Raw genomic sequence first — 19,976 nt, forward strand, 5'->3', positions numbered from 1 at the left:
AAGGAAACGGAATTGAATTCTGTGGAGGGTTTGCTCGGTTGGAACGAAATACACGCCGCAACGATAGGCGAACCCCTCAGCCGTAAACCCTGAGCGGCTCCTCAAAACCCTCATCTGCCGCCATGGCGGCCGGCATGACGGCCTGGCAATTGCGCCAGCCGATCTTGCCCTTCAGCCGCTGATGCACGTCGTCTCCAATTGGCACCACCAGCACCCGGCTCGGGTCCACCGGACCCGGAAAATCGAGCGCCGCATAAGCGACCTTCTCGAAACCGAGCGGCATGTAATAGGGCGGATCGCCAATCAGGATCACGGCTTCCGAGCCGTTGCGCCGGGCGGCGGCAATGGCGATCCGGACGAGTTCCCGGCCGATGCCCTTGTTCTTGTGCGAGGGCCGAACGGCAAGGGGCCCGAGCATATGGCCCTTCACCCCGCCGGCCAGAACCGGCGTCATGCGCACCGAAGCGATCGTCTCGCCATCATCGGCGCAGACGAAGGACAGCGACCGGTCATGCGGCCCCTGCTCGCGGATGCGCGCGGCCGCACGGGTATGCCGGCCGGGACCGAATGCTTCTTCGTTGATGACGTCGATGATGGCGTCGTGCGACGCGTCCTCGGTGAGGTAGACAAGATCGTGCTTGGACATGAAGAGACCGAAACTTCCAGAATACGGATGCGACAATAGATGACGGCTGCGCCGGTAAGGGCGTTCAGGAGCGTCAGCGTCGTCGGAGCATCCGTGGTTCGATCATAATCAAAAATTTCCTCAGAATTGTGAAAATCGCAATTATCAGGAAAATAACGGCCCGTCCAGAACAAATCGCTACGCCGTGCCATTCCCGCTATGCGAGGCGGAAACGCATTGTTCAACACCTGGCGGGTTCGCGCCTGACCGTGAAACGGGTAGGATCGGCCACAAGAAAACAACCAAGGAGATCATCATGGGTATGCTCGTGGAAGGCGTATGGAAAGACGTCTGGTACGACACCAAGGAAACCAAGGGGCACTTTAAGCGCAGTGCCTCGCAATTCCGCAACTGGATTACAGCGGACGGCGCACCCGGCCCTTCCGGAGAAGGCGGGTTCGAGGCGGGGAAGGACCGTTACCACCTCTACGTCTCCCTCGCCTGCCCCTGGGCGCACCGCACCCTGATCTTCCGCAAGCTGAAGAAGCTGGAAGACCTGATTTCAGTCTCCGTCGTCGATCCGCTGATGCTGGAAAACGGCTGGGAATTCAAGCCTGAGGGCGAGCGCACACCGGGCGCGACCGAGGATCACCTCTTCGGCTCCTCGGCGCTCTGGCAGGTCTACACCAAAGCAGACCCCAAATATTCGGGGCGTGTCACCGTGCCAGTGCTGTGGGATAAAAAACGCGGCACCATCGTCTCCAATGAATCGGCGGAAATCATCCGCATGTTCAACGTGGCCTTCAACGATCTCACCGGCTCGCAGGCCGATTACTATCCTGAAGCACTGCGCTCGGAAATCGACGCACTGAACGAGGTAATCTACGACACCGTCAATAACGGTGTTTACAAAGCCGGTTTCGCCACCACGCAGGATGCCTACCAGCAGAACGCCGTAAAGGTATTCGAAACGCTGGATATGCTGGAGGACCGCCTGAAGGATCGACGTTTCCTGTTCGGCGCGGAGCAGACGGAAGCGGACTGGCGGCTATTCACCACGCTGGTGCGGTTCGATCCTGTCTATGTCGGCCATTTCAAGTGCAACATCCGCCGCATCCACGACTATCCGCACCTGACGGCTTATCTGCGCGATCTCTACCAGACGCCGGGCGTACCTGAAACGGTCGATATGCGCCACATCAAGGAACATTATTACCGCAGCCACCGCACCATCAATCCGACCGGCATCGTGCCCGTTGGCCCGGAACTGGACCTGACCATGGCCCATGGCCGCGAGGCACTTGCCTGACGGAAGCGATAGCCGTTACCAGTGATCGGCAATCGCCGCTTTGCCGGAAAGTTCGGCAAGGCGGCGGCGGGTGGCGGGTGTCACATTTTCCGGCAGGTCTGAGAGATCGAAAAAACCGCTTTCAGTGATTTCATGATCCGGTTTTTTCGGCGTGGTCTGGGTGACCTGAAGCCGGTAGAGCGCCACATGATCGCGGTTACTGCCTTCCAGATTGAGGTAGACATGGACAAGCTCCGGCTTCGAGGAAGCCTCAAGATTGCCTTCCTCGCGAATTTCCTTGTGTAATGCCGCGAGCAGGGTTTCGCCGCGTTCCACCCCGCCGCCCGGCAGATACCAGCCGGGCAGATAGGTGTGCCGCACGAGAAAAATCCTGCCCTGTTCATCGTAGCAAGCGGCGCGCACGCCAAGGGTTGCACCGCGCGTGAACAGGAAAACGAAATGCAGAATGCGGATCAGCAGGCGCGTGTGGAACGGGCGGGCGTCCCGCCGCATTGTCTCATCACTCACTCTGGTTTCTCCCCGTCGGCAGGCTTTTGTTGGACGTGTGGCATATCATAGGTTATCTCTCCCGCCATGTTCAAACTTGCGCATATTTCAGACGTCCATTTGGGGCCTTTGCCGAAACTCACTTTCCGGGAACTTGCATCGAAACGGATCACCGGTTTCGTCAACTGGCATCGCAACCGCCGCAAGCATCTCTTCACCGATACGCTTGAAAAGCTGCTCGACGATCTCGAGACAAAATCGCCGGATCATCTGGCTATCACCGGCGATCTCGTCAATCTTGCGACCGGCATCGAAATCCGCGCCGCCGCCGATTGGCTGGAGGAAGTGGGCGATCCCGAAAAGACCTCCGTCGTTCCCGGTAATCACGACGCCTATGTGTCCGGCGCGCACGACAAGGCCATGCAGGCCTGGTATCCTTACGTGCGCGGTGATGGCGACCCTGCGGAATGGGATGATGACCGCAAGATTTTCCCCTATATGCGCGTGCGCGGCCCCGTCGCACTGATTGGCTGCTCCACCTCCATTGCCACACCGCCCTTCTCCGCAACGGGATATTTCGGTAACCGGCAGGCCCGCGCCACGGCGGAACTCTTAAAAAAAGCCGGTGAACAGGGCTTGTTCCGCGTGGTGATGATCCATCATCCGCCGATCCGGGGTGCCACTGCCGCCCACAAGCGCATGTTCGGCGTTCGCCGTTTTGCAGCGGCACTGGGCGTCGGCGGTGCGGAGCTGGTGTTGCATGGGCATACCCATTTGAACACGGTTTACTGGCTGAATACGCATCATGGGCTGGACCACATCCCGGTCGTCGGCATTTCCTCCGCGAGCCAGGGGCCGGGCGGCGAAAAACCGCGGGCGGCCTATAATCTCTTCAACATTTCCGGCGGTCCCGGCACCTGGAACGTTGCCTGCGAACGGCATAGCCTCAATGAGGCCGGCACGGGTGTGGCGCTTGAGGATATCAGGGTGTTTTATGAGAATGGTAGGCCGCTGGGCTTTTCGCGTCCTGCGGAGCAGAGTCCGGAGGAGTAAAGCGACGGAGGGTGGGGGGGTAAACCCACCCTCCAAGCAAGCTCACTTCGCCCGCTCTTCCAACACCCGGTTGGCCGCCGAAACGATTGCCTCCAGCGAAGCCGCCACGATATTCGTGTTGATCCCCGCGCCGAACAACTTACCACCCGGATGCTCCATCTCGACATAGGCGATGGCCGAAGCATTCGAGCCATGCTGCAGTGAATGCTCCGAATAATCGTTCACCGACAGATCAACCCCGAGATAAACCGACAGCGCATTGATGAACCCGTCGATCGGACCCGTTCCCTTGCCCTCGATGCGCTTCACCTCGCCATTGTCGGTGATCTCGGCGGCGACGATGCGCACGCCCTTGAAATCGCCGGCCGGATAGGTGTGGTGATCCACGAACTTGATGCGCGCATTCGGCTGTGTCACGTAGCGCTCGATAAAACGCTCGTAGATGCGCTTGGCCGGCAGCTCGACACCCTCTTCATCGGTGATGCGCTGGATGTCCTCACGGAACTCCACCTGCAAATTGCGCGGCAGGTTGATGCCGTAATCCTGCTGGAGAATATAGGCGATACCGCCCTTGCCGGATTGTGAGTTGATGCGAATGATCGCCTCATAGGAGCGGCCGACATCCTTCGGATCGATCGGCAGATAGGGCACTTCCCAAACGGGGTGGTTGGCGACCTTGATCGCCTTCATGCCCTTGTTGATCGCATCCTGATGCGAGCCGGAGAAGGCCGTATAGACCAGTTCGCCCACGTAAGGGTGGCGCTCCGGGATCGTCATCTCGTTGGAATATTCGTAGACATCCTTGATGCGCTCGATATCGCGGCAGTCCAACTCAGGATCCACACCCTGCGTATACATGTTCAGCGCCAGCGTCACGACGTCGACATTGCCGGTGCGCTCGCCATTGCCGAACAGCGTGCCTTCGACGCGATCCGCACCCGCCATCAGACCCAGTTCGGTCGCGGCAATGCCGGTACCACGGTCATTATGCGGATGCAGCGAGATGATGACGTTTTCGCGGTTGTCAATATTGCGGCACATCCATTCGATCTGGTCGGCATAGATGTTCGGCGTCGCCATTTCGACGGTCGAGGGCAGGTTCAGGATCAGCTTGTTGTCCGCCGTCGGCTTCACCACCTCGACCACGGCGTTGCAGATTTCCAGCGCCACTTCCAGCTCGGTGCCGGTAAAGCTCTCGGGCGAATATTCGAAACGATAACCGCCGCCAGCCTTCGCCGCCATATCGGTGATCATCTTGGCGGCATCGACGGCGATCTGCTTGATGCCATGCACATCCTTGCCGAACACCACGCGGCGCTGCAATTCCGACGTGGAATTGTAGAAATGGATGATCGGCTTGTTGGCGCCTTCCAACGCCTCGAACGTGCGGCTAATCAGCTCCGGGCGGCACTGCACCAGCACCTGCAGGGAGACATCGTCGGGCACGTTGCCCTCTTCCACGCACCAGCGGGCGAAATCGAAATCCGTCTGCGAGGCGGAAGGGAAACCGATCTCGATTTCCTTGAAACCCATTTCGAGCAGCAGCTTGAACATGCGTGCCTTGCGGTCGTGACCCATGGGGTTGACCAGCGACTGGTTGCCGTCGCGCAGGTCCACCGAACACCAGATCGGCGCCTTTTCGATGGTCTTGCCCGGCCATGTCCGGTCGGGGATATTGATGGTCGGGTAAGGGCGATACTTCACGCTAGCGTCAGCCATGCCCTTGGAAATAGTGGTGATCTTGCCGTCCATTTCGCTTCCTCCTTGCGCAGTCCGCGGGCGTCTTTCGCCATCGGCGGATGCGCGGCCCTTCAGGGCCTAAATCCAGTATAAAATGAGATTTCGAGATGAGGAGCGTTTGCGCCAGCGGGCTTTCGGCCGCCGGGCGCTCCTCACTGGACCCGGCAACCGCGTGTAAGGTCGAGGCTAAGAAGCGAGAGTGCACCGCACGGCGAAGCCTTCGCAGAAATCTGCGCGCTCATGCCAAAAATGATTGCGATGCTGTTGCTCATGGCGATGTGTATAAACAGCGGCTGGCGGTCTGACAAGTGATCTTGTGATGCGCAGGCTTATTTTGCTTGACGGCCAGTCTCCAGCCTTTCAGCGATCCACAATTTGACAAGCGATTGCCGGGTCACACCGAGACGACGTGCTTCGTTGTCGAGATCGTTGACGACCCACGTCGGAAAATCGATGTTCACGCGCTTGGGTTCGATGTTCAGATGGCGCGCCGTCGACCAGTCGAGATATTCGCTGATGTCTTCGCCGTCATCGGCCATCCTGTCGAATTCTTCTGCGCTTATTGTCTTCATAATGATACCTCTCTAATTCTCGGACACGTCGCACGGAAATGATGCGAATACGGCCACCCCGCACTGTATGGACAGCCAACCACAACTTCTCCCCGAGAAGTGCGATGAGGGCGAACCGCTCTTCTCCAATATTCTGCGCTGTAACCGTCAAACCGTATTTATCGTGCCACAATGCCTGTGCATCGACAAAATCGATGCCGTGTTTGTCTTTATTGCCAGCGCTCTTTATCGGATCAAATTCGAATACCATAGGAATATAATATAAAAACTATACCATTTCCACCATCTAACCACGCTTCACCACCCGCTGCAACGCCATCATCAGCCCGCCGCCGATCAAGCCCCAGAAGGCCCCGGAAATGCCGCCGAAGGAAAGGCCGGATGCGGTGATGAGAAAGGTAATGGCCGCCGCCTCGCGGGTTTCCGGCTCCCTGAAGGCTGCGACTGCGGAGCCGGAAAAGGCGCCGACCAGCGCCAGCCCCGCCACCGCCTGGATGAGGATGGGCGGCGCCAGCGCCACGAAGGCGGTGACCACGCCCGCCAGCAGGCCAAAAATAATATAGCCGACACCGCCGATGATCGCCGCCCAGTAACGCCGCGTTGGATCGGGATGGGCGTCCTCGCCCGCGCACATGGCCGCCGTAATCGCCGCGAGATTGACCGCATGCCCGCCAAACGGCGCAGAGAGCAGCGAGAAAAAGCCAGTCGAGGCGAAAAGCGGTCCGGGCTGCGGATTGTAATGATTGACCTTGAGCACCGCGATACCGGGAATATTCTGCGAGGCCATGGTGACGATGAAGAGCGGCAGCGCGATGGAAACAACCGCGTGGAGACTGAAGACAGGCGTTACCCACTCCATCGGCGGCGTCAGCGATTGCGCCACGCTGCCCAGCGCACCCGCCGGAATGTCGACGCCGAAAATCATCACCAGCACGAAGGCGGCAAGAGCGGCGGGCACAGCGAACAGCCGTTTGAAGGCTCCCACCACGATCCAGGCAAGGATGATGGGCAATCCAAGCGCCGGGTTGAAACCGATTGCCTTGATGGGCGCGAAACACAGGCCGATGATGACGCCCGAGAGCATGGCGTTGGCAAGCGGCGCAGGAATGGAGGCGACAGCCTTTCCCAGCGGCCTGAATAGGCCCGCGATGATGATCAGGATGGCGCAGATGATGAAACCGCCGACGGCCGCCGGAAAGCCGCCCTCAATGACGCCGGTGGTCGCAAGCAGCGCAGCGCCCGGCGTCGACCAGGCGATGCTGATGGGAAGCCGGGTGGCGGCGGAAAGGATAATGGCGCAAAGCCCCATTGCTACCGAAAGCGCCATCAGCCCCGACGCCGCCTCGAAATCCGTCGCACCGACAGCTTTCAGTCCCTGCAGCACGACGGCGAAGGAGCTGGCGAAACCGACAAAGGCGGTGAGGCAGCCCATGAACAGGCTCTGGACGGAAAAATCTTTCAGCATGAAGCACTCTGCGACCTGCTGCCTGTCGCAAACAACCGCAACGGTCCACATTGGCGACAGGCAGAAACAAAACTGAAGCGTGACGCGCGAATCCGGGGATGGCGACACGCTCTGGATGAAGCGTGATTATATTCAGGATCAAAAAAGACGCCGCTTGGCAAGATGAGCCGCCAGACTTCAGGTACGGCGGAGCGGAAAACGTCATCAAAGTTTAGCGGCGCGGCGCTAATCCTGCCTGCATCACGACCGATCATGCACAACAAGAGGGACCCTTGCCATGCTCCGCACCGTCACCATCGTCGCCTGCTGTTTTGCAGCTCTGCCGGCCGTAGCCCAGACCCCGCCGCCACCAGCGTTTCTGGGCCAGATCGTCGTTCCATCGGGTCTTTCCATTGATGGCGTTACCTTCGGCGGCATTTCAGATCTCGCCTTTGACAGCGAAACCGGACGTTATCTCGCAATTTCCGATGACCGCGTGGAAAAAGGGCCGGCCCGTTATTACGAACTGGAACTGGCCGTGACGGAAGGCGCCGCCACGCTCAACATCGCCGCCACGCACGAACTGAAGGATGAGACTGGCGCCGCTTTTGCGCCGAAGGGCATCGATGCGGAGGGCGTCGCGCTCGACCGCAAGGGCGGCAAGCTCTACTGGTCGTCCGAACGCGACCTGAAGAACCAGCCGGCTCTCTACGTCGCGGACCTCGACGGCAGCAATGTGAAGCGGCTGGAGCTGCCGGACGCCTATCTCGTCGACGACGCAAAGACCAAGGGCGTCCAGAACAACCTCGCTTTTGAAGGCCTGACCCTGATGCCCGGCCGGCTGATCGCCGCCACCGAAAATGCTCTCATCCAGGACGGCCCCAAGGCGACGCCGCAGGCGGGCAGCCCGGCCCGCATCCTCGTCATCGACACGGCGACGCTGAAGCCGGTCGCCGAGCACGTCTATGTCACCGAGGCAATCTCTAAGACGCCGACGGCCGCCGAGCCGAAATATAACGACAACGGCCTTTCCGCCATCGCCGCACTGCCGGATGGTCGTTTTGTCGCCGTCGAGCGCAATTTTGCCTCCGGCGTCGGCAACCACATCCGCTTCTTCATCGCCGACATGTCCCGCGCCGACAATATTCTCGGCAAGGACAAGATCGATCCGGCATCCGTGGCCGCCGTATCCAAATCACCCTGGTTCGAAATCAACGAAGGCGATTTCGGCCTCGATATCGACAATATCGAGAGCTTCGCCTTCGGCCCGGTGGTGGATGGCAAGCAGCTCTTCGTCATCGCCTCCGATGACAATTTCAACACGGGCAAGCAGTTCACCCAGTTTGCAGCTTTCGCAATTCCCGCCAACCTCAGTCAGTGAAATCCGCCAGAAGCGGAATGCCGGCTCTGAATCAGCTCAGGGCCGGCATCGGCAATTATTCCGAGAGGCGTCTTCACCAGCGAAGCAGACGTGAGCCGGCAAAAGCGCCAGCGATGCCGGTCACCAAGATGCCCAGCGAATACCAGATCAACACGAAAGCCATGCCGTTTTCGGTGCAGAACCACGAATAGACCCAAGCTCCGGCCGCACCCGCGGCAATGCCTGCGGCAAATCCCGCAAGCGTGGGATCAGCGGGAGCCGAACGCTTGAGAACCGCAAAATTCGCCATAAACAGCGGCAGTGCAAAAGCAACGATGAAAAACGGGCAATGCAGCGCCGACGACCCGATAATAAGGGTGCTGTAGGTGCCGGGCACGGCAAATCCGAGTTGAACGAGCGCGATAAGCGCCATGGCGACAAAAATCAGCGCAAGCCACACAAACAGGAAACCCCGCTCGCCTTCCGGCCGCGCAAGCCGCATGACGGCGAAAAAGGCAACCGTGGCAAGAACGGCGTTATAGGCGGATTTGACCCAGAAACCCGGTTCGGTCATGGCGTCACTCATGTCGACGCGAAGCCCCAGAATGGCCAGCATCAGCACCAGCGAAAAGCCGAGCGCAGGCAAGACGGCGAACGCCAACCTCCGCTCCAGCGCGAAAGCGGCAACAGGTTTCAGATCGTCCGCCAGTTGTTCGATGATGTCTTCCGTCTTCTTCACGTGTCCCCCCGCAACTTTGCCGCCAGGACTTTCAGCGTTCTGTGAATACCGACCCTCGCCGCAAGCTCGGTCTGGCCGGACTGTTGCGCCGCTTCGGCAATTGAGTGACCTTCTAGCTTCACCCTTCGAATGAGATCCCGTTGCCGTTCCGGCAGTTCGTCGAGCAGCCGCTCCACATCCATGCGGGCTGTGACCGCGTCAACAGACGGTTCCGCCTCCAGCGTTTCATCAAGTTCGACTTCCGCCAACAGGCGCGCACCCCGGCCCCGATAGTGATCGATGAGCTTGTAGCGCGCTATCGAAAAGAACCACGCCGTGAAAGGTCGCGCACGATCATAGGTCTCTCGTTTGGCGTGAAGCGACAACAGGGTTTCCTGCACAATATCTTCGACATCGCCTCTGGCGGCGGCGGCCATGCGCCTGCCGTAATAGGCGATCAGCAGCCGTCTCAGGGCATGAAGCAAATGCCTGTAGGCACCTTCGTCCCCATCGAGGGAACGCAGCATCAGCATTTTCAGTGTCTCTTCCGAAGGGCTGCCTGTCATCGTCACTATCGGGTTATTCGCGCTCAGGAGGATATTGTTACATGGTGACTCAAAAAAAATCTCGCTCGAACTTGCCCTCATAAGCACGTGAAGATGTAACGGCCGGCCCAAGGCCTGCGACATGATGAAATAACACCGACCTTAAACGAAAAGCCCGCACCGGCTTCCACCGATACGGGCTTTCTCAACTGAAAAATCGAAAGCTCAGAGTTCCGACTGGCTCTCGACGATCTTGCCGACGAGGCCGTAATCCCTGGCCTCTTCCGCGCCGAGCCAATAATCGCGATCGATATCCTTGGCGATCTTTTCTTCGCTCTGGCCGGTGGCCTTGGAGAAGATCTTGATCAGGCGCTGGTTCATCTTGATGATTTCGCGGGCCTGGATTTCGATGTCGGAGGCCATGCCGCGCGTACCGCCGGAGGGTTGGTGCAGCAGGAAGCGGGTGTTCGGCAGGCACAGGCGCCGTTCCTTCGGCACCGAAACGTAAATCAGCGCGCCGGCGGAAGCGACCCAGCCCGTGCCGATGATATAGACCTTCGGCTTGATGAACTTGATCATGTCATGGATGGAATCACCCGATTCGACATGGCCGCCCGGCGAATTGACATATACGCGAATGTCGTCGTCGCTGGCGGCGGCAAGGGCCACGAGCTGCGTGCAAACCTTCTGCGCCAGTTCCTGCGTGATGCCACCATAGATGAAGATCGAACGCGACTTGAAAAGATTCGCTTCCGTTTCCTTGCCGATCGGCAGTTCCTTGCTCTTGTCGTCTTCGTCTTCGTTCATCAACGGCTCTCTCCAGCAAAATTCGTGCATGCCCTTCGGACATAGTGCGACTTGTTACGTAAGGCAATGAGCGAAAAAGGCAAGGTTTGCCCTCCAACAATAAACAGCACCACCGGCAGATGACGCATGGACAGCCTGTCTGCCTTCGCGATATCGTTGACGCCTCATTACAGCGCCGCCGGCTGCGGGAAGCCCAAGATCCCGTTGCGGGCGGTCATAATCTCAAGAGGGAACCATGCTGAAAAGACTAAACCTCGCAGCCGCCGCACTGGGCGTTACCGCCCTGCCCGCTTTCGCCCATTTGAACCCGGAAGAACACGGCTCCTTCATGGCCGGCGTCTCCCACCCCTTCTTTGGTGCGGATCACATTCTGGCGATGGTGGCCGTCGGCATCTGGGCCTCGCAGATCGCCGTGGCGCAGAACGACCGCAAGGCGCTGTGGATAGTGCCTTCCGCCTTCGTCGGCACCATGGCCGCCGGCTTCCTGATGGCGGTCTACGGCATCGGGCTTCCCTTCGTCGAACCGGCCATTCTCGCCTCCGTCATCGGTCTCGGCCTGCTCGTTGCCATGGCGGCAAGGCTTCCCACGGCAGCCGCTGCTGCCGTGGTCGGCGCTTTCGCCCTTTTCCACGGCCACGCCCATGGCGGTGAACTCGGCAGCGCCGGCGCGCTTCAATTCGGCCTCGGCTTCATGATCGCCACCGCCATCCTGCATGCGGCCGGCATCGCGCTCGGCCTCGGCATTGCCCGTTTCGGTTCGGTAGCCAGCCGCACGGTTGGCGCGTTGACGGCGATTGCGGGTCTCTCGCTCGCCTTCGGCGGCTGACGATCATTACCGAAATTTAAAATTCGGGCCGCTTTGAAAAGCCGGAATTGAGGCCTACCTCCTTATCGTGGATTTTCGCTTCACGGTAAGGAGGCAGCATATGTCACCGGAAGAAAGTCAGCTTCTCAAGGGCCTGTTCGAAAGAACCAGGGCCGCATCCGCCACCCCGCGTGACCGCGAGGCGGAAACAATGATCGCAGACGCCGTGCGCGATCAGCCCGCGGCCCCCTATTATCTCGCCCAAGCGGTCATCGTTCAGGAAAAGGGACTGGAAGCGGCCGCAGCCCATATCAAGCAGCTCGAAGACCGTATCCACGCGCTGGAAAGCGGCAATAGCGCCCCACAGGCCGCAGCGCAGGGCGGCTTTCTGAGTTCCATCTTCGGAACCGGCCAGTCACAGCCGCCAGCACCGACACCCGTCCCTGCCCCGCAAGCCTCATGGCGCAACGATACCGCCGGCCAGACGGCGGGTCCCTGGGGATCGCCCGCAGGCCAGCAACCCAGCGGCCCCTGGAGCCAGCAGCCCGCCGCATTCGGGCGCACATCAGGCGGTGGTTTTCTACAGGGGGCGCTCGGAACCGCCGCGGGTGTCGCCGGCGGCATGCTGCTCGCCAATTCGTTGAGCGGCATTTTCGGCGGCCACATGTCGTCGCTCGGCCTTGGCTCGCCCTTCGGCGGCAATAGCGGCATCGGCAACGCGCCAGTCGAGGAAACCGTCATCAACAATTATTATGGCGACAGCGCCAGCCCGCAAAACAACGACGATGACGATATCCAGCAGGCCGATTACGACGACAACGTCGACGATGCGGATTTCGATTCAGGCGACGACGGTTCGTTCGCCTGAATCATCGATCCCGACAAAGCCGGATCAGCCGCGACCGCGATAGGTGGGAACGCCCTGATCCGGCAGCCACACACCTTCAGGCGCCGGTCCGGTCTGCCAGAAGACGTCGATCGGAATGCCGCCACGCGGATACCAGTAAGCGCCGATGCGCAGCCATTTCGGCTGCAGCAGCTCCACCAGCCGCTTGGCAATATAGACCGAGCAATCCTCATGGAATGCGCCGTGGTTGCGGAAGGACTGCAAAAACAGCTTCAGCGACTTGGATTCCACCAGGAAATCACCCGGAATATAGTCGATGACGATATGGGCGAAATCCGGCTGGCCGGTCATCGGGCAAAGCGATGTGAATTCGGGCGCAGTGAAGCGCACGACATAATCGGTGCCGGCATTGCCGTTCGGCACTTTTTCGAGCACGGCCTTTTCCGGGCTCTCAGGCGTATCGACCTTCGTGCCCAGCTGCGACAGGCCGGAAACATCCGTCACGGACATGGAAAACTCCTGTTTTTCAAACAATCACTTTGACGCCATGCGCCTTTTCGCCCTCAGGCTCGACGTGAATGGCAAGGCTGGCGCCGGGTATGACGTCCCTTATGGCATCTTCGAGGCGGTCGCAAATATCATGCGCCTCCCGCACCGTCATGACAGCAGGGACCACGACGTGAAAATCGATGAAGGCGGCAGAGCCGGCGCGACGTGTCCGCAGATCGTGTACGCCAATCACACCGCCGGCATGTTCGGCGATGGCCTTCTTGATCGCCTCGTCCTCTTCCGGCTCCACGGCCCGATCCATCAGCCCGCCAAGCGAATGCAGAATGACCTTCGATCCCTGGAACAGGATGTTTATAGCCACCAGAATGGCAAGCAGCGGATCGAGAATGGCGTAGCCCGTCAGCAATGCAAGGACAAGGCCGACGAGAACACCCGCCGAGGTAACGACATCCGACATGATGTGGTGGCCATCGGCCGCAAGCGCGGGTGAGGAATGTTTTTTGCCGACGCGAATCAGGATTATCGCCCAGACAGCATTAACGATACCGGCCACGGCATTGATCGCAAGGCCAAGCACCGGCGCTTCCGGCAATCTCGGATTGAACAGAGCGCCCCAGGCCTCCTGCACGATCAGGAGCGCGGCAACGACGATGAGTACACCCTCCACGACCGCGGAAATATATTCCGCTTTATGGTGGCCGAACTGGTGGTCGTCATCGGCCGGCTTCTGCGCATAGCGAATGACGAAATAGGCGATGAAGGCCGCGACCACGTTCACGGTCGATTCCAGACCGTCCGATAAAAGCGCGACCGAGCCCGTGACCCACCAGGCCACGAGCTTCAGGCCAAGGACGCCGAAAGAAAGCGGGATGCCCCAGAATGCGAGCTTGCGGACCAGCGCCCCGCCCGGCATATTGCCTTCATTGTTCATTTTCTGCCCTCGTGCGGATGCGAACGAATTGCATCATCAAGTGCCAAAACGCACGAACCGCGCGCACGGGGTCTCCGTGCGCGCGGTTCGCTATTTGCGCGTTCTATCCTTCAAACGGAGAACAAGGTCAAGGGCCTTGAGCCCTCGTCCAAAACGTCATGCTTCGCTTTTTTGCTCGCAGAAACGAATGCGGTTGCCAAACGGATCGGTCACTTCCATCACATCGCCCCATGGCAGTTCTTCAACGCCCGGCTTCATGAAGCGATAGTCCTTCGCCGCCAGTTCCTGTTGATAGGCGTGAACGCCGTGCATGGTGACAAAGATGTTGGAACCCGGCGTCGCATCCCCATGATGGCCGCTGAGGTGAAGCCCCATTCCGGCTCGTGAAACCTGCATATAGAGCGGGAAATTTTCGCCGAATCGGTGTTCCCAATCGACCCCGAAACCGAGAAACTCGACATAGAACTCCCGCGCCTTGGCCTCGTCGAAGATCCGGACAATCGGGAACGTCCGTCCGAAGCCGATGTCTCCAAAAATCTGTTTCCCGGCGTCGCCCATGCTGCCTTGACCCAATTTCGGCCGCAAAAATGAAACCGGCCGCACAGGTGCGGCCGGTAGGATCAGCTTATTCGGCTGCGACGATCTTGCCGTCCTGCCACTTGAAAAGCGAGAAGGCCTGCGAGGTCAGGTCGCCGTTTTCGCCGTAGGTCACCTTGCCGATTGCGGTCGGGAAAGCATCACCGCTTTTCAGGGCCGTGGCGACGGCTTCGGAATCCTTGGCGCTTCCGGCCTTCTCTATGCCGGCCTTCAGCACTTCAACAGCGGCATAGGCGTTGAGCGTGAAGGCTTCCGCCGGAATGTTGGCGGCCTTCAGCGCTTCGGCAGCGGCCTTGGAATCGTCGTTCTTCAGCGCGTCGGAAGCGTTGGTGAAGATCGTGCCTTCGCCAGCCTGCGAGCCGATGTTCCAGAACTCGCTGTTCGACAGGCCGTCACCGCCGATAACGGCAGCCTTGGAACCGATATCCTTCAGCTGACGCACCAGAAGACCCGCTTCCGGATGGTAACCGCCGAAATAGACGATGTCGACATTGTCGGACTTCAGACGGGCCGTCAGCGCGCCGAGATCCTTTTCGCCGGGCGTCAGCGCGTCGTAGAGAACTTCGGTCACGCCGCCGGCGTTCAGCGTGGTCTTGAAGGCGTCTGCCAGACCTTTGCCGTAAGCGCCCTTGTCGTGAATGATGGCGATCTTCTTGTCCTTGAGGTTGGCGAGAACATATTTCGCCGCAACCTCGGCCTGCTGGTCGTCACGACCGCAGGTGCGGAAAACGTTGGAAAGGCCGCGGTTGGTCAGGCCCGGCGCGGTCGCCGTCGGCGTCACCATCAGCACGCCGTTTTCGGCAAAGACATCCGATGCCGGAATGGCGACGCCGGACGTCACAGGACCGACGACGAAGTGGATGCCCTCGGCAACAAGCTGGTTGGCCGCGGAAACGCCCTGCTTCGGCTCACCGCCGTCATCGGCAAGCTTCAGCACGACCTGTTCGCCGAGGATGCCGCCCTTCTTGTTGATTTCATTGACTGCCGTCTGGGCGCCGTTCTTAACCTGGTCGCCATAGGCGGCGACAGGACCGGTGAGCGGCGCAATCAGGCCGATGACGATCTCGGCATGAGCAAGGGGTGCGAATGCGAAGGACGCTGCAAGCGTCACGCTGGTCAATGTCTTCAGTTTCATCCTGGTGTCTCCTTAAAGGGGGTCGCGGGACCCGGTGAGCGCCATGGGCGCCGACCGAATGAAACTATCGGACGCCTCCCGGCGAAAACTCGTTCCATTTTTGAATTCCGAGCCTTCCACTCAACTCATACGGAAGGTTTGATGATTTATGCAAGTCACCTTTGCTGGATTAGCTCTATTAGCGGTAAATCAATCGCCGGATCGACCGTGATTGCGCCATCGGAAAGGACGCATCGGCTTTCCGTAAACGCTTGGCGTTTGGTCGCCGCTGGAGGATAATACGCCATGATCGCAGCAGATGAAGAATTTCTGACGGGCCTGCCCGTCTTCCGGCATTTTGAAGATGTGGCCGACCCGACGCTTTATCGCGCCCTGCCGCCGGGATGGGGGCTGGCCATCGCCGATATCGTCGATTCGACTTCGGCCATCGGCACCGGCCGCTACAAGGCCGTCAATATGGCGGGTGCGGCGGTCATATCAGGCGTATCGAACAGTCTCGGGCGTCACGACCTGCCCTTCGTTTTCGGCGGCGATGGCGCCGCCGTCACGGTGCCGCCCCAGGGGCTGCCTGTCGCACGAACGGCACTTTCGAATGTGCAGCGTTGGGTAAAGGACGATCTCGATCTTGCCATGCGCGTGGCGCTGGTTCCCATCGAGGATATTCGTGAAAATGGTTTCGATATTCGCGTCGCGCGCTTTCAGGCAAGCGAGGATGTTTCCTACGCCATGTTCTCAGGTGGCGGCAACAGCTGGGCGGAAGCGCGGATGAAGGACGGGCAATATGCCCTGCCCGCCGCAGAAACGGGCGAACGCCCCGATCTCACCGGTCTTTCCTGCCGCTGGAACCCCATTCCGGCAACCCACGGCAAGGTGGTGTCGATTATCGCCGTGCCGGGACCGTCGCGGGACATGCCGGCATTCCGTCAGCTGGTCATCGATCTCGTTGATCTCGCCGAGCAGGATGCAAGACACGGCCACCCCGTGCCGGAGGATGGGCCGAAACTCGGTTTCGTGCGCGAGGGTCTTAGCCTCGAAGCCCGGGCCGGCGCTGCCTATCACGATGCCTGGGGCAGGATGCGCCGCTCGTTTCGCATCCTGGGTGAAAGCTTCCTCGTCAATCTCCTCGGTTTGACCAAACTGTCGCTTGGACGATTTAATGCGGATCGTTACAGACGCTCGGTCGCCAGCAACACCGATTTCAGGAAATTCGACGACGGTCTGAAGATGACCGTTGATATCGACGCCGCCCGACTCGAAAATATCCGCGCGCGGCTGGAACAGGGGCGCCTGTCGGGAAGCTGTTATTACGGCCTGCACGAACAGGATGCCGCATTGATGACCTGTATTGTTCCATCTCCGCTTTCGAGAGACCACATGCATTTCGTGGATGGCGCCGACGGCGGATATGCCGCTGCAGCAACCCGCCTCAAACAACAGATACAAACGGCTGCGCCGGTATGAAAACCGCGCTAATACGCAGCCCCGATCCCTGTGCCGGATGCAGCCGCGGGAAGGCCGCTGAAAAGAAAAACCGGCGTCGTGCGCCGGTTTCAATTGGGTGATGCTGCCGGGCCTTAACAGGACCTTGGGATCAAGCCGCAGTCTTGCTGCTTTTCTGCGCCTGGCAGTAGATGTCCTCGAGTGAAGCAAGGATCTTCTTCACGGATTCGGAGTTGCTGGAGTAATAGATGGTCTGCGCATCCCGTCGTGTCTTCACCAGTCGCTGCGCACGCAATTTCGACAAATGCTGCGAGAGAGCGGACTGACTGAGGCCAACCTGAGAAGCGAGAACACCAACAGGCACTTCCGTATCCACCAGCGTGCACAAGATCATCAGGCGCTTTGGGTTCGCCATCGCTGAGAGCAAGTCTGCAGCGGCGATGCTGTGTTCCGACAGAGATTGATTATCCATACGCTCAAGTCTCCTGATGACAGTCCGAGAGACGGTCATGGTGGCAATAATAGGTGTTCTAAAGGTGTTTTTATAATTCGGTCGATACGTTGTATATACCTAAATCTTGCTTATATCGCGCCCCTTCCAAAGACTATTCTTGACCGATTATTTACTTAATAAATTGTGATTAATTTATCGGCGTTTCGCCTGATTTTATGAAAAATATAATAAAATTATGTATTAGAAATAGCATCCATAAGAAATAAGAGATTAAAAATTGAGCACTTCAATACCAACACTCGATGCCGGATTTTGACGCCACAATCTATTACCACCTTAAATTTGATAGCGAACCAAAGAATCTAGATTAACATTGCGCAATTTTCGCCGAATTTGCAATATGATTTTTATTAGTAATTATTTTAATGCATAACTTGTGAGGTCAAAAAATATTCTTTGCTGCCGTGGGAAGGTATAATTTGCGCCGCAGAGACCTCCCGGAAAAGACGAAGGGCCCTCCACGACGGAAGACCCTTTCTTTTTTGAGGGAGAGGCGAATCGCTATTTCTTGCGGTGACGCGTCAGCCCCGCCACAACTTCATCGGCGGAAATCGTGCCGACGATCGCACCATTGTCGACAACGCCGATCGCGCCGGAATGTTTTGACAGCGCATCAAGAATATCGATCAGCGGCGATGACGGACGGGCGGTGGCGGCGACTGCCATCTGTCCATTGCGTTCGTCCACGCCCCTTTTCATCACATCGGCGGCGGTCAGCATGGAGATCGGGTTCATGTTCTGCACAAAATCCGCGACATAGGGCGTGGCCGGCTGCTTGACGATCTGCTGCGGCGTTCCGCACTGGATGATGCGTCCGCCTTCCATCATGGCGATACGGTTACCGATGCGGAAGGCCTCGTCCAGATCGTGGCTGACGAAGAGAATCGTTTTCTTCAGCCGGCTCTGGAATTCCAGAAGTTCGTCCTGCAGGCGGCTTCTAATGAGGGGATCGAGCGCCGAGAACGGCTCGTCCATCAACAGGATCGGCGCGCCGGTGGCGAAGGCTCTCGCCAGCCCCACGCGCTGCTGCATGCCGCCGGAAAGCTCGCCCACCTTGCGGTCGGCCCAGGCGGAAAGATTGACCAGTTCGAGCTGCTCGGCGACCATGCGCTTGCGCTCGGCTTCCGGCACGCCGGAAAGCTCAAGCCCGAAGCCGACATTGTCGGCCACATTGCGCCAGGGCAGCAGGCCGAATTGCTGGAAGACCATGGAGACCGTGTGCATGCGCAGGTCACGCAACGTTTTCGCAGGGCAGCGATAGGGATCGACATAACCCGAACTGGTCTTCACGCCGACATTGCCGCGCACCACGGGCGCAAGCCCGTTGACGGCCCGGAGCAGCGTCGATTTGCCGGATCCGGAAAGCCCCATGAGGACGAGAATCTCGCCTTCCTTGACGGACAGCGAGGCATTGGCGACACCGAGCACCAGCCCGGTTTCGGCATTGATCTCCTCACGCGTACTGCCCTTGTCGATCAGCGGCAAAGCAGCATCGGGCCGGTTGCCGAAAACGATATCGACATTTCCGAAGATGATAGCATCACTCATAGATCATCCTCCGCGCCGGGAAGTCGGAAAAGTCGGTCGAGAACGATCGCCAGTATGACGATGCACAATCCCGCTTCGAAGCCCATGGCTATATTGACGGTATTGAGCGCGCGCACCACCGGCACCCCCAGGCCATTGGCGCCCACAAGCGCGGAAATGACCACCATCGACAGCGACAGCATGATCGTCTGGGTGAGACCGGCCATGATCTGCGGCGCGGCGAAGGGAAGCTCCACCTTGCGCAGAACCTGCGATGGCGTGGCGCCAAAGGCGACGGCCGCCTCCACCAGCGCCGGCGGGGTCGAGACGATACCGAGACGGGTCAGCCGCACGGGAGCTGGAATGGCGAAGATGACGGTGGCGATGAGCCCCGGAACCATGCCGAGACCGAACAGCACCAGCGCCGGGATGAGATAAACGAAGGTGGGGATGGTTTGCATCAGGTCCAGCACCGGGCGCATACCGGCATAAATCCATTTGCGCCTTGCCGCCAATATGCCGAGCGGTATGCCGATGATCATGCACACGGTGCTGGCGGCGATGACAAGCGCCAGCGTCTCCGTCGTCGCCTTCCAGTAGCCAAGATTGATGATGAGCAGCAGGCCGAGCGCGGTGAAGACGGGCATGCCGACGGAGCGGCGCGTCCAGGCCGAAAGCGCCGTCAGGATCGCCACGATGATAAGCGGATGCGGCGCCTGCAACACATAAAGCAGGGCGTTGATGACACCTTGGAAAATGAAGGAAAGCCAATCGAAGAAAAAAGCGAGATTGCCGGTCAGCCAGTCGATGGCCTCCTTGGCATATCGGCCGACGGGCAGGCGGTTTTCAGAAGCGCTGAGCCATTCCACGGTAAGAAAAGACCTTTCGTGAACTAAAACAATTCCGGCAAAACTGCAGAGCGGTTTTGCCTCCGGAATTGCGCAGACAACAAAGAAATAGAGCATCGTCATCCCGTTTCACCGGGATTGCTCCAATGCAAAAATGACGGCC

General features: G+C 59.1%; 22 protein-coding genes. 6 read left to right on the forward strand and 16 right to left on the reverse strand.

The features are described 5' to 3' along the window. Window positions 1-76 precede the first annotated feature (76 nt). The gene (locus tag ACQZ48_RS09650) at window positions 77-646 is read right to left on the reverse strand and encodes a GNAT family N-acetyltransferase (RefSeq protein WP_077981559.1); all 570 of its coding nucleotides are present in this window, start codon (window positions 644-646) and stop codon (window positions 77-79) included. A 295-nt stretch (window positions 647-941) separates the two neighbouring features. Here ACQZ48_RS09650 and ACQZ48_RS09655 point away from each other — a divergent pair, with 295 nt between their 5' ends. Then, window positions 942-1,934 carry a glutathione S-transferase family protein gene (locus tag ACQZ48_RS09655; protein WP_077981558.1) on the forward strand — a complete coding sequence of 331 codons (993 nt, stop codon included), beginning with the start codon at window positions 942-944 and terminating at the stop codon, window positions 1,932-1,934. A 15-nt stretch (window positions 1,935-1,949) separates the two neighbouring features. Here the strand turns inward: ACQZ48_RS09655 and ACQZ48_RS09660 are convergent, their stop codons facing one another. Then, window positions 1,950-2,426 carry an NUDIX domain-containing protein gene (locus ACQZ48_RS09660; protein WP_210256824.1) on the reverse strand — a complete coding sequence of 159 codons (477 nt, stop codon included), beginning with the start codon at window positions 2,424-2,426 and terminating at the stop codon, window positions 1,950-1,952. An 81-nt stretch (window positions 2,427-2,507) separates the two neighbouring features. Between ACQZ48_RS09660 and ACQZ48_RS09665 the strand changes: the two genes are divergently transcribed. Then, window positions 2,508-3,473 carry a metallophosphoesterase family protein gene (locus ACQZ48_RS09665; RefSeq protein WP_137410777.1) on the forward strand — a complete coding sequence of 322 codons (966 nt, stop codon included), beginning with the start codon at window positions 2,508-2,510 and terminating at the stop codon, window positions 3,471-3,473. Window positions 3,474-3,515: 42 nt separating this feature from the next. On the opposite strand, the gene leuA is transcribed toward ACQZ48_RS09665, so the two are convergent. From leuA to ACQZ48_RS09685, 4 genes are all read right to left on the reverse strand, one after another. Further along, window positions 3,516-5,225: a 2-isopropylmalate synthase gene (gene leuA, locus ACQZ48_RS09670; RefSeq protein ID WP_191217494.1), complete on the reverse strand. Its 1,710-nt coding sequence runs from the start codon at window positions 5,223-5,225 to the stop codon at window positions 3,516-3,518. A 317-nt stretch (window positions 5,226-5,542) separates the two neighbouring features. Further along, window positions 5,543-5,785, reverse strand: coding sequence for a type II toxin-antitoxin system BrnA family antitoxin (brnA, locus tag ACQZ48_RS09675; RefSeq protein ID WP_020808480.1), 243 nt, complete (start codon window positions 5,783-5,785; stop codon window positions 5,543-5,545). Next, complete coding sequence (locus ACQZ48_RS09680) at window positions 5,742-6,035, reverse strand: BrnT family toxin (RefSeq protein WP_142911745.1); 294 nt, start codon at window positions 6,033-6,035, stop codon at window positions 5,742-5,744. The genes brnA and ACQZ48_RS09680 overlap by 44 nt, the downstream gene beginning before the upstream one ends. Window positions 6,036-6,071: 36 nt before the next feature. Continuing rightward, window positions 6,072-7,250, reverse strand: a complete 1,179-nt coding sequence (locus ACQZ48_RS09685; protein WP_077981630.1) for a benzoate/H(+) symporter BenE family transporter — start codon at window positions 7,248-7,250, stop codon at window positions 6,072-6,074. A 277-nt stretch (window positions 7,251-7,527) separates the two neighbouring features. Between ACQZ48_RS09685 and ACQZ48_RS09690 the strand changes: the two genes are divergently transcribed. Beyond that, complete coding sequence (locus ACQZ48_RS09690) at window positions 7,528-8,610, forward strand: esterase-like activity of phytase family protein (RefSeq protein WP_448728763.1); 1,083 nt, start codon at window positions 7,528-7,530, stop codon at window positions 8,608-8,610. Window positions 8,611-8,683: 73 nt separating this feature from the next. On the opposite strand, the gene ACQZ48_RS09695 is transcribed toward ACQZ48_RS09690, so the two are convergent. The 3 genes from ACQZ48_RS09695 to ACQZ48_RS09705 form a co-directional block, all read right to left on the reverse strand. After that, entirely contained in the window at window positions 8,684-9,328 is a 645-nt protein-coding gene (locus ACQZ48_RS09695; protein WP_269825205.1) for an NrsF family protein, read from the reverse strand. Then, a complete protein-coding gene (locus ACQZ48_RS09700; protein ID WP_162520318.1) occupies window positions 9,325-9,840 on the reverse strand; it encodes a sigma-70 family RNA polymerase sigma factor in 516 nt (171 codons plus the stop codon). The genes ACQZ48_RS09695 and ACQZ48_RS09700 overlap by 4 nt, the downstream gene beginning before the upstream one ends. A gap of 237 nt (window positions 9,841-10,077) precedes the next feature. Continuing rightward, window positions 10,078-10,659 (reverse strand): ATP-dependent Clp protease proteolytic subunit, encoded by a 582-nt coding sequence (locus ACQZ48_RS09705; protein ID WP_077981551.1) that lies wholly within the window; start codon window positions 10,657-10,659, stop codon window positions 10,078-10,080. 235 nt (window positions 10,660-10,894) lie between these two features. On the opposite strand from ACQZ48_RS09705, the gene ACQZ48_RS09710 reads away from it, so the two are divergent. Both ACQZ48_RS09710 and ACQZ48_RS09715 read left to right on the forward strand, forming a co-directional pair. Further along, window positions 10,895-11,485: a HupE/UreJ family protein gene (locus ACQZ48_RS09710; protein ID WP_448728764.1), complete on the forward strand. Its 591-nt coding sequence runs from the start codon at window positions 10,895-10,897 to the stop codon at window positions 11,483-11,485. Between the two features lie 100 nt (window positions 11,486-11,585). Further along, complete coding sequence (locus ACQZ48_RS09715; protein WP_173989906.1) at window positions 11,586-12,332, forward strand: DUF2076 domain-containing protein; 747 nt, start codon at window positions 11,586-11,588, stop codon at window positions 12,330-12,332. Window positions 12,333-12,356: 24 nt separating this feature from the next. Here the strand turns inward: ACQZ48_RS09715 and queF are convergent, their stop codons facing one another. The 4 genes from queF to ACQZ48_RS09735 form a co-directional block, all read right to left on the reverse strand. Further along, window positions 12,357-12,821, reverse strand: a complete 465-nt coding sequence (gene queF, locus ACQZ48_RS09720) for a preQ(1) synthase (protein ID WP_137410785.1) — start codon at window positions 12,819-12,821, stop codon at window positions 12,357-12,359. A 16-nt stretch (window positions 12,822-12,837) separates the two neighbouring features. After that, window positions 12,838-13,752, reverse strand: a complete 915-nt coding sequence (locus ACQZ48_RS09725) for a cation diffusion facilitator family transporter (RefSeq protein WP_448728765.1) — start codon at window positions 13,750-13,752, stop codon at window positions 12,838-12,840. 156 nt (window positions 13,753-13,908) lie between these two features. Beyond that, window positions 13,909-14,310, reverse strand: coding sequence for a glyoxalase superfamily protein (locus ACQZ48_RS09730; RefSeq protein ID WP_191217491.1), 402 nt, complete (start codon window positions 14,308-14,310; stop codon window positions 13,909-13,911). 67 nt (window positions 14,311-14,377) lie between these two features. Beyond that, window positions 14,378-15,484 carry a branched-chain amino acid ABC transporter substrate-binding protein gene (locus ACQZ48_RS09735; protein ID WP_077981545.1) on the reverse strand — a complete coding sequence of 369 codons (1,107 nt, stop codon included), beginning with the start codon at window positions 15,482-15,484 and terminating at the stop codon, window positions 14,378-14,380. 285 nt (window positions 15,485-15,769) lie between these two features. Between ACQZ48_RS09735 and ACQZ48_RS09740 the strand changes: the two genes are divergently transcribed. Then, entirely contained in the window at window positions 15,770-16,945 is a 1,176-nt protein-coding gene (locus ACQZ48_RS09740) for a DUF3095 domain-containing protein (RefSeq protein WP_077981544.1), read from the forward strand. Between the two features lie 130 nt (window positions 16,946-17,075). Here ACQZ48_RS09740 and ACQZ48_RS09745 read toward each other — a convergent pair whose 3' ends face one another. The 3 genes from ACQZ48_RS09745 to choW form a co-directional block, all read right to left on the reverse strand. Beyond that, a complete protein-coding gene (locus ACQZ48_RS09745) occupies window positions 17,076-17,396 on the reverse strand; it encodes an ArsR/SmtB family transcription factor (protein ID WP_006314636.1) in 321 nt (106 codons plus the stop codon). A 543-nt stretch (window positions 17,397-17,939) separates the two neighbouring features. Then, a complete protein-coding gene (gene choV / locus ACQZ48_RS09750) occupies window positions 17,940-18,986 on the reverse strand; it encodes a choline ABC transporter ATP-binding protein (protein ID WP_191217489.1) in 1,047 nt (348 codons plus the stop codon). After that, the gene (gene choW, locus ACQZ48_RS09755) at window positions 18,983-19,834 is read right to left on the reverse strand and encodes a choline ABC transporter permease subunit (protein WP_077981628.1); all 852 of its coding nucleotides are present in this window, start codon (window positions 19,832-19,834) and stop codon (window positions 18,983-18,985) included. Before choW ends, choV begins: the two co-directional genes overlap by 4 nt. Between the last annotated feature and the right edge of the window lie 142 nt (window positions 19,835-19,976).

This window comes from Agrobacterium sp. 22-209-1 (genome assembly GCF_053522485.1).

What these genes read in the sequence shown, in the direction of transcription:
- ACQZ48_RS09745 (WP_006314636.1), bottom strand. Translation starts at nt 17,396, where the DNA reads ATGGATAATCAATCTCTGTCGGAACACAGCATCGCCGCTGCAGACTTG.
- ACQZ48_RS09710 (WP_448728764.1), top strand. Translation starts at nt 10,895, where the DNA reads ATGCTGAAAAGACTAAACCTCGCAGCCGCCGCACTGGGCGTTACCGCC.
- brnA (WP_020808480.1), bottom strand. Translation starts at nt 5,785, where the DNA reads ATGAAGACAATAAGCGCAGAAGAATTCGACAGGATGGCCGATGACGGC.
- ACQZ48_RS09655 (WP_077981558.1), top strand. Translation starts at nt 942, where the DNA reads ATGGGTATGCTCGTGGAAGGCGTATGGAAAGACGTCTGGTACGACACC.
- ACQZ48_RS09705 (WP_077981551.1), bottom strand. Translation starts at nt 10,659, where the DNA reads ATGAACGAAGACGAAGACGACAAGAGCAAGGAACTGCCGATCGGCAAG.
- ACQZ48_RS09735 (WP_077981545.1), bottom strand. Translation starts at nt 15,484, where the DNA reads ATGAAACTGAAGACATTGACCAGCGTGACGCTTGCAGCGTCCTTCGCA.
- ACQZ48_RS09685 (WP_077981630.1), bottom strand. Translation starts at nt 7,250, where the DNA reads ATGCTGAAAGATTTTTCCGTCCAGAGCCTGTTCATGGGCTGCCTCACC.
- ACQZ48_RS09690 (WP_448728763.1), top strand. Translation starts at nt 7,528, where the DNA reads ATGCTCCGCACCGTCACCATCGTCGCCTGCTGTTTTGCAGCTCTGCCG.
- choV (WP_191217489.1), bottom strand. Translation starts at nt 18,986, where the DNA reads ATGAGTGATGCTATCATCTTCGGAAATGTCGATATCGTTTTCGGCAAC.
- ACQZ48_RS09660 (WP_210256824.1), bottom strand. Translation starts at nt 2,426, where the DNA reads ATGCGGCGGGACGCCCGCCCGTTCCACACGCGCCTGCTGATCCGCATT.
- ACQZ48_RS09680 (WP_142911745.1), bottom strand. Translation starts at nt 6,035, where the DNA reads ATGGTATTCGAATTTGATCCGATAAAGAGCGCTGGCAATAAAGACAAA.
- ACQZ48_RS09700 (WP_162520318.1), bottom strand. Translation starts at nt 9,840, where the DNA reads ATGCTGATGCTGCGTTCCCTCGATGGGGACGAAGGTGCCTACAGGCAT.
- ACQZ48_RS09715 (WP_173989906.1), top strand. Translation starts at nt 11,586, where the DNA reads ATGTCACCGGAAGAAAGTCAGCTTCTCAAGGGCCTGTTCGAAAGAACC.
- ACQZ48_RS09650 (WP_077981559.1), bottom strand. Translation starts at nt 646, where the DNA reads ATGTCCAAGCACGATCTTGTCTACCTCACCGAGGACGCGTCGCACGAC.
- leuA (WP_191217494.1), bottom strand. Translation starts at nt 5,225, where the DNA reads ATGGACGGCAAGATCACCACTATTTCCAAGGGCATGGCTGACGCTAGC.
- ACQZ48_RS09740 (WP_077981544.1), top strand. Translation starts at nt 15,770, where the DNA reads ATGATCGCAGCAGATGAAGAATTTCTGACGGGCCTGCCCGTCTTCCGG.
- ACQZ48_RS09725 (WP_448728765.1), bottom strand. Translation starts at nt 13,752, where the DNA reads ATGAACAATGAAGGCAATATGCCGGGCGGGGCGCTGGTCCGCAAGCTC.
- ACQZ48_RS09730 (WP_191217491.1), bottom strand. Translation starts at nt 14,310, where the DNA reads ATGGGCGACGCCGGGAAACAGATTTTTGGAGACATCGGCTTCGGACGG.
- queF (WP_137410785.1), bottom strand. Translation starts at nt 12,821, where the DNA reads ATGTCCGTGACGGATGTTTCCGGCCTGTCGCAGCTGGGCACGAAGGTC.
- ACQZ48_RS09665 (WP_137410777.1), top strand. Translation starts at nt 2,508, where the DNA reads ATGTTCAAACTTGCGCATATTTCAGACGTCCATTTGGGGCCTTTGCCG.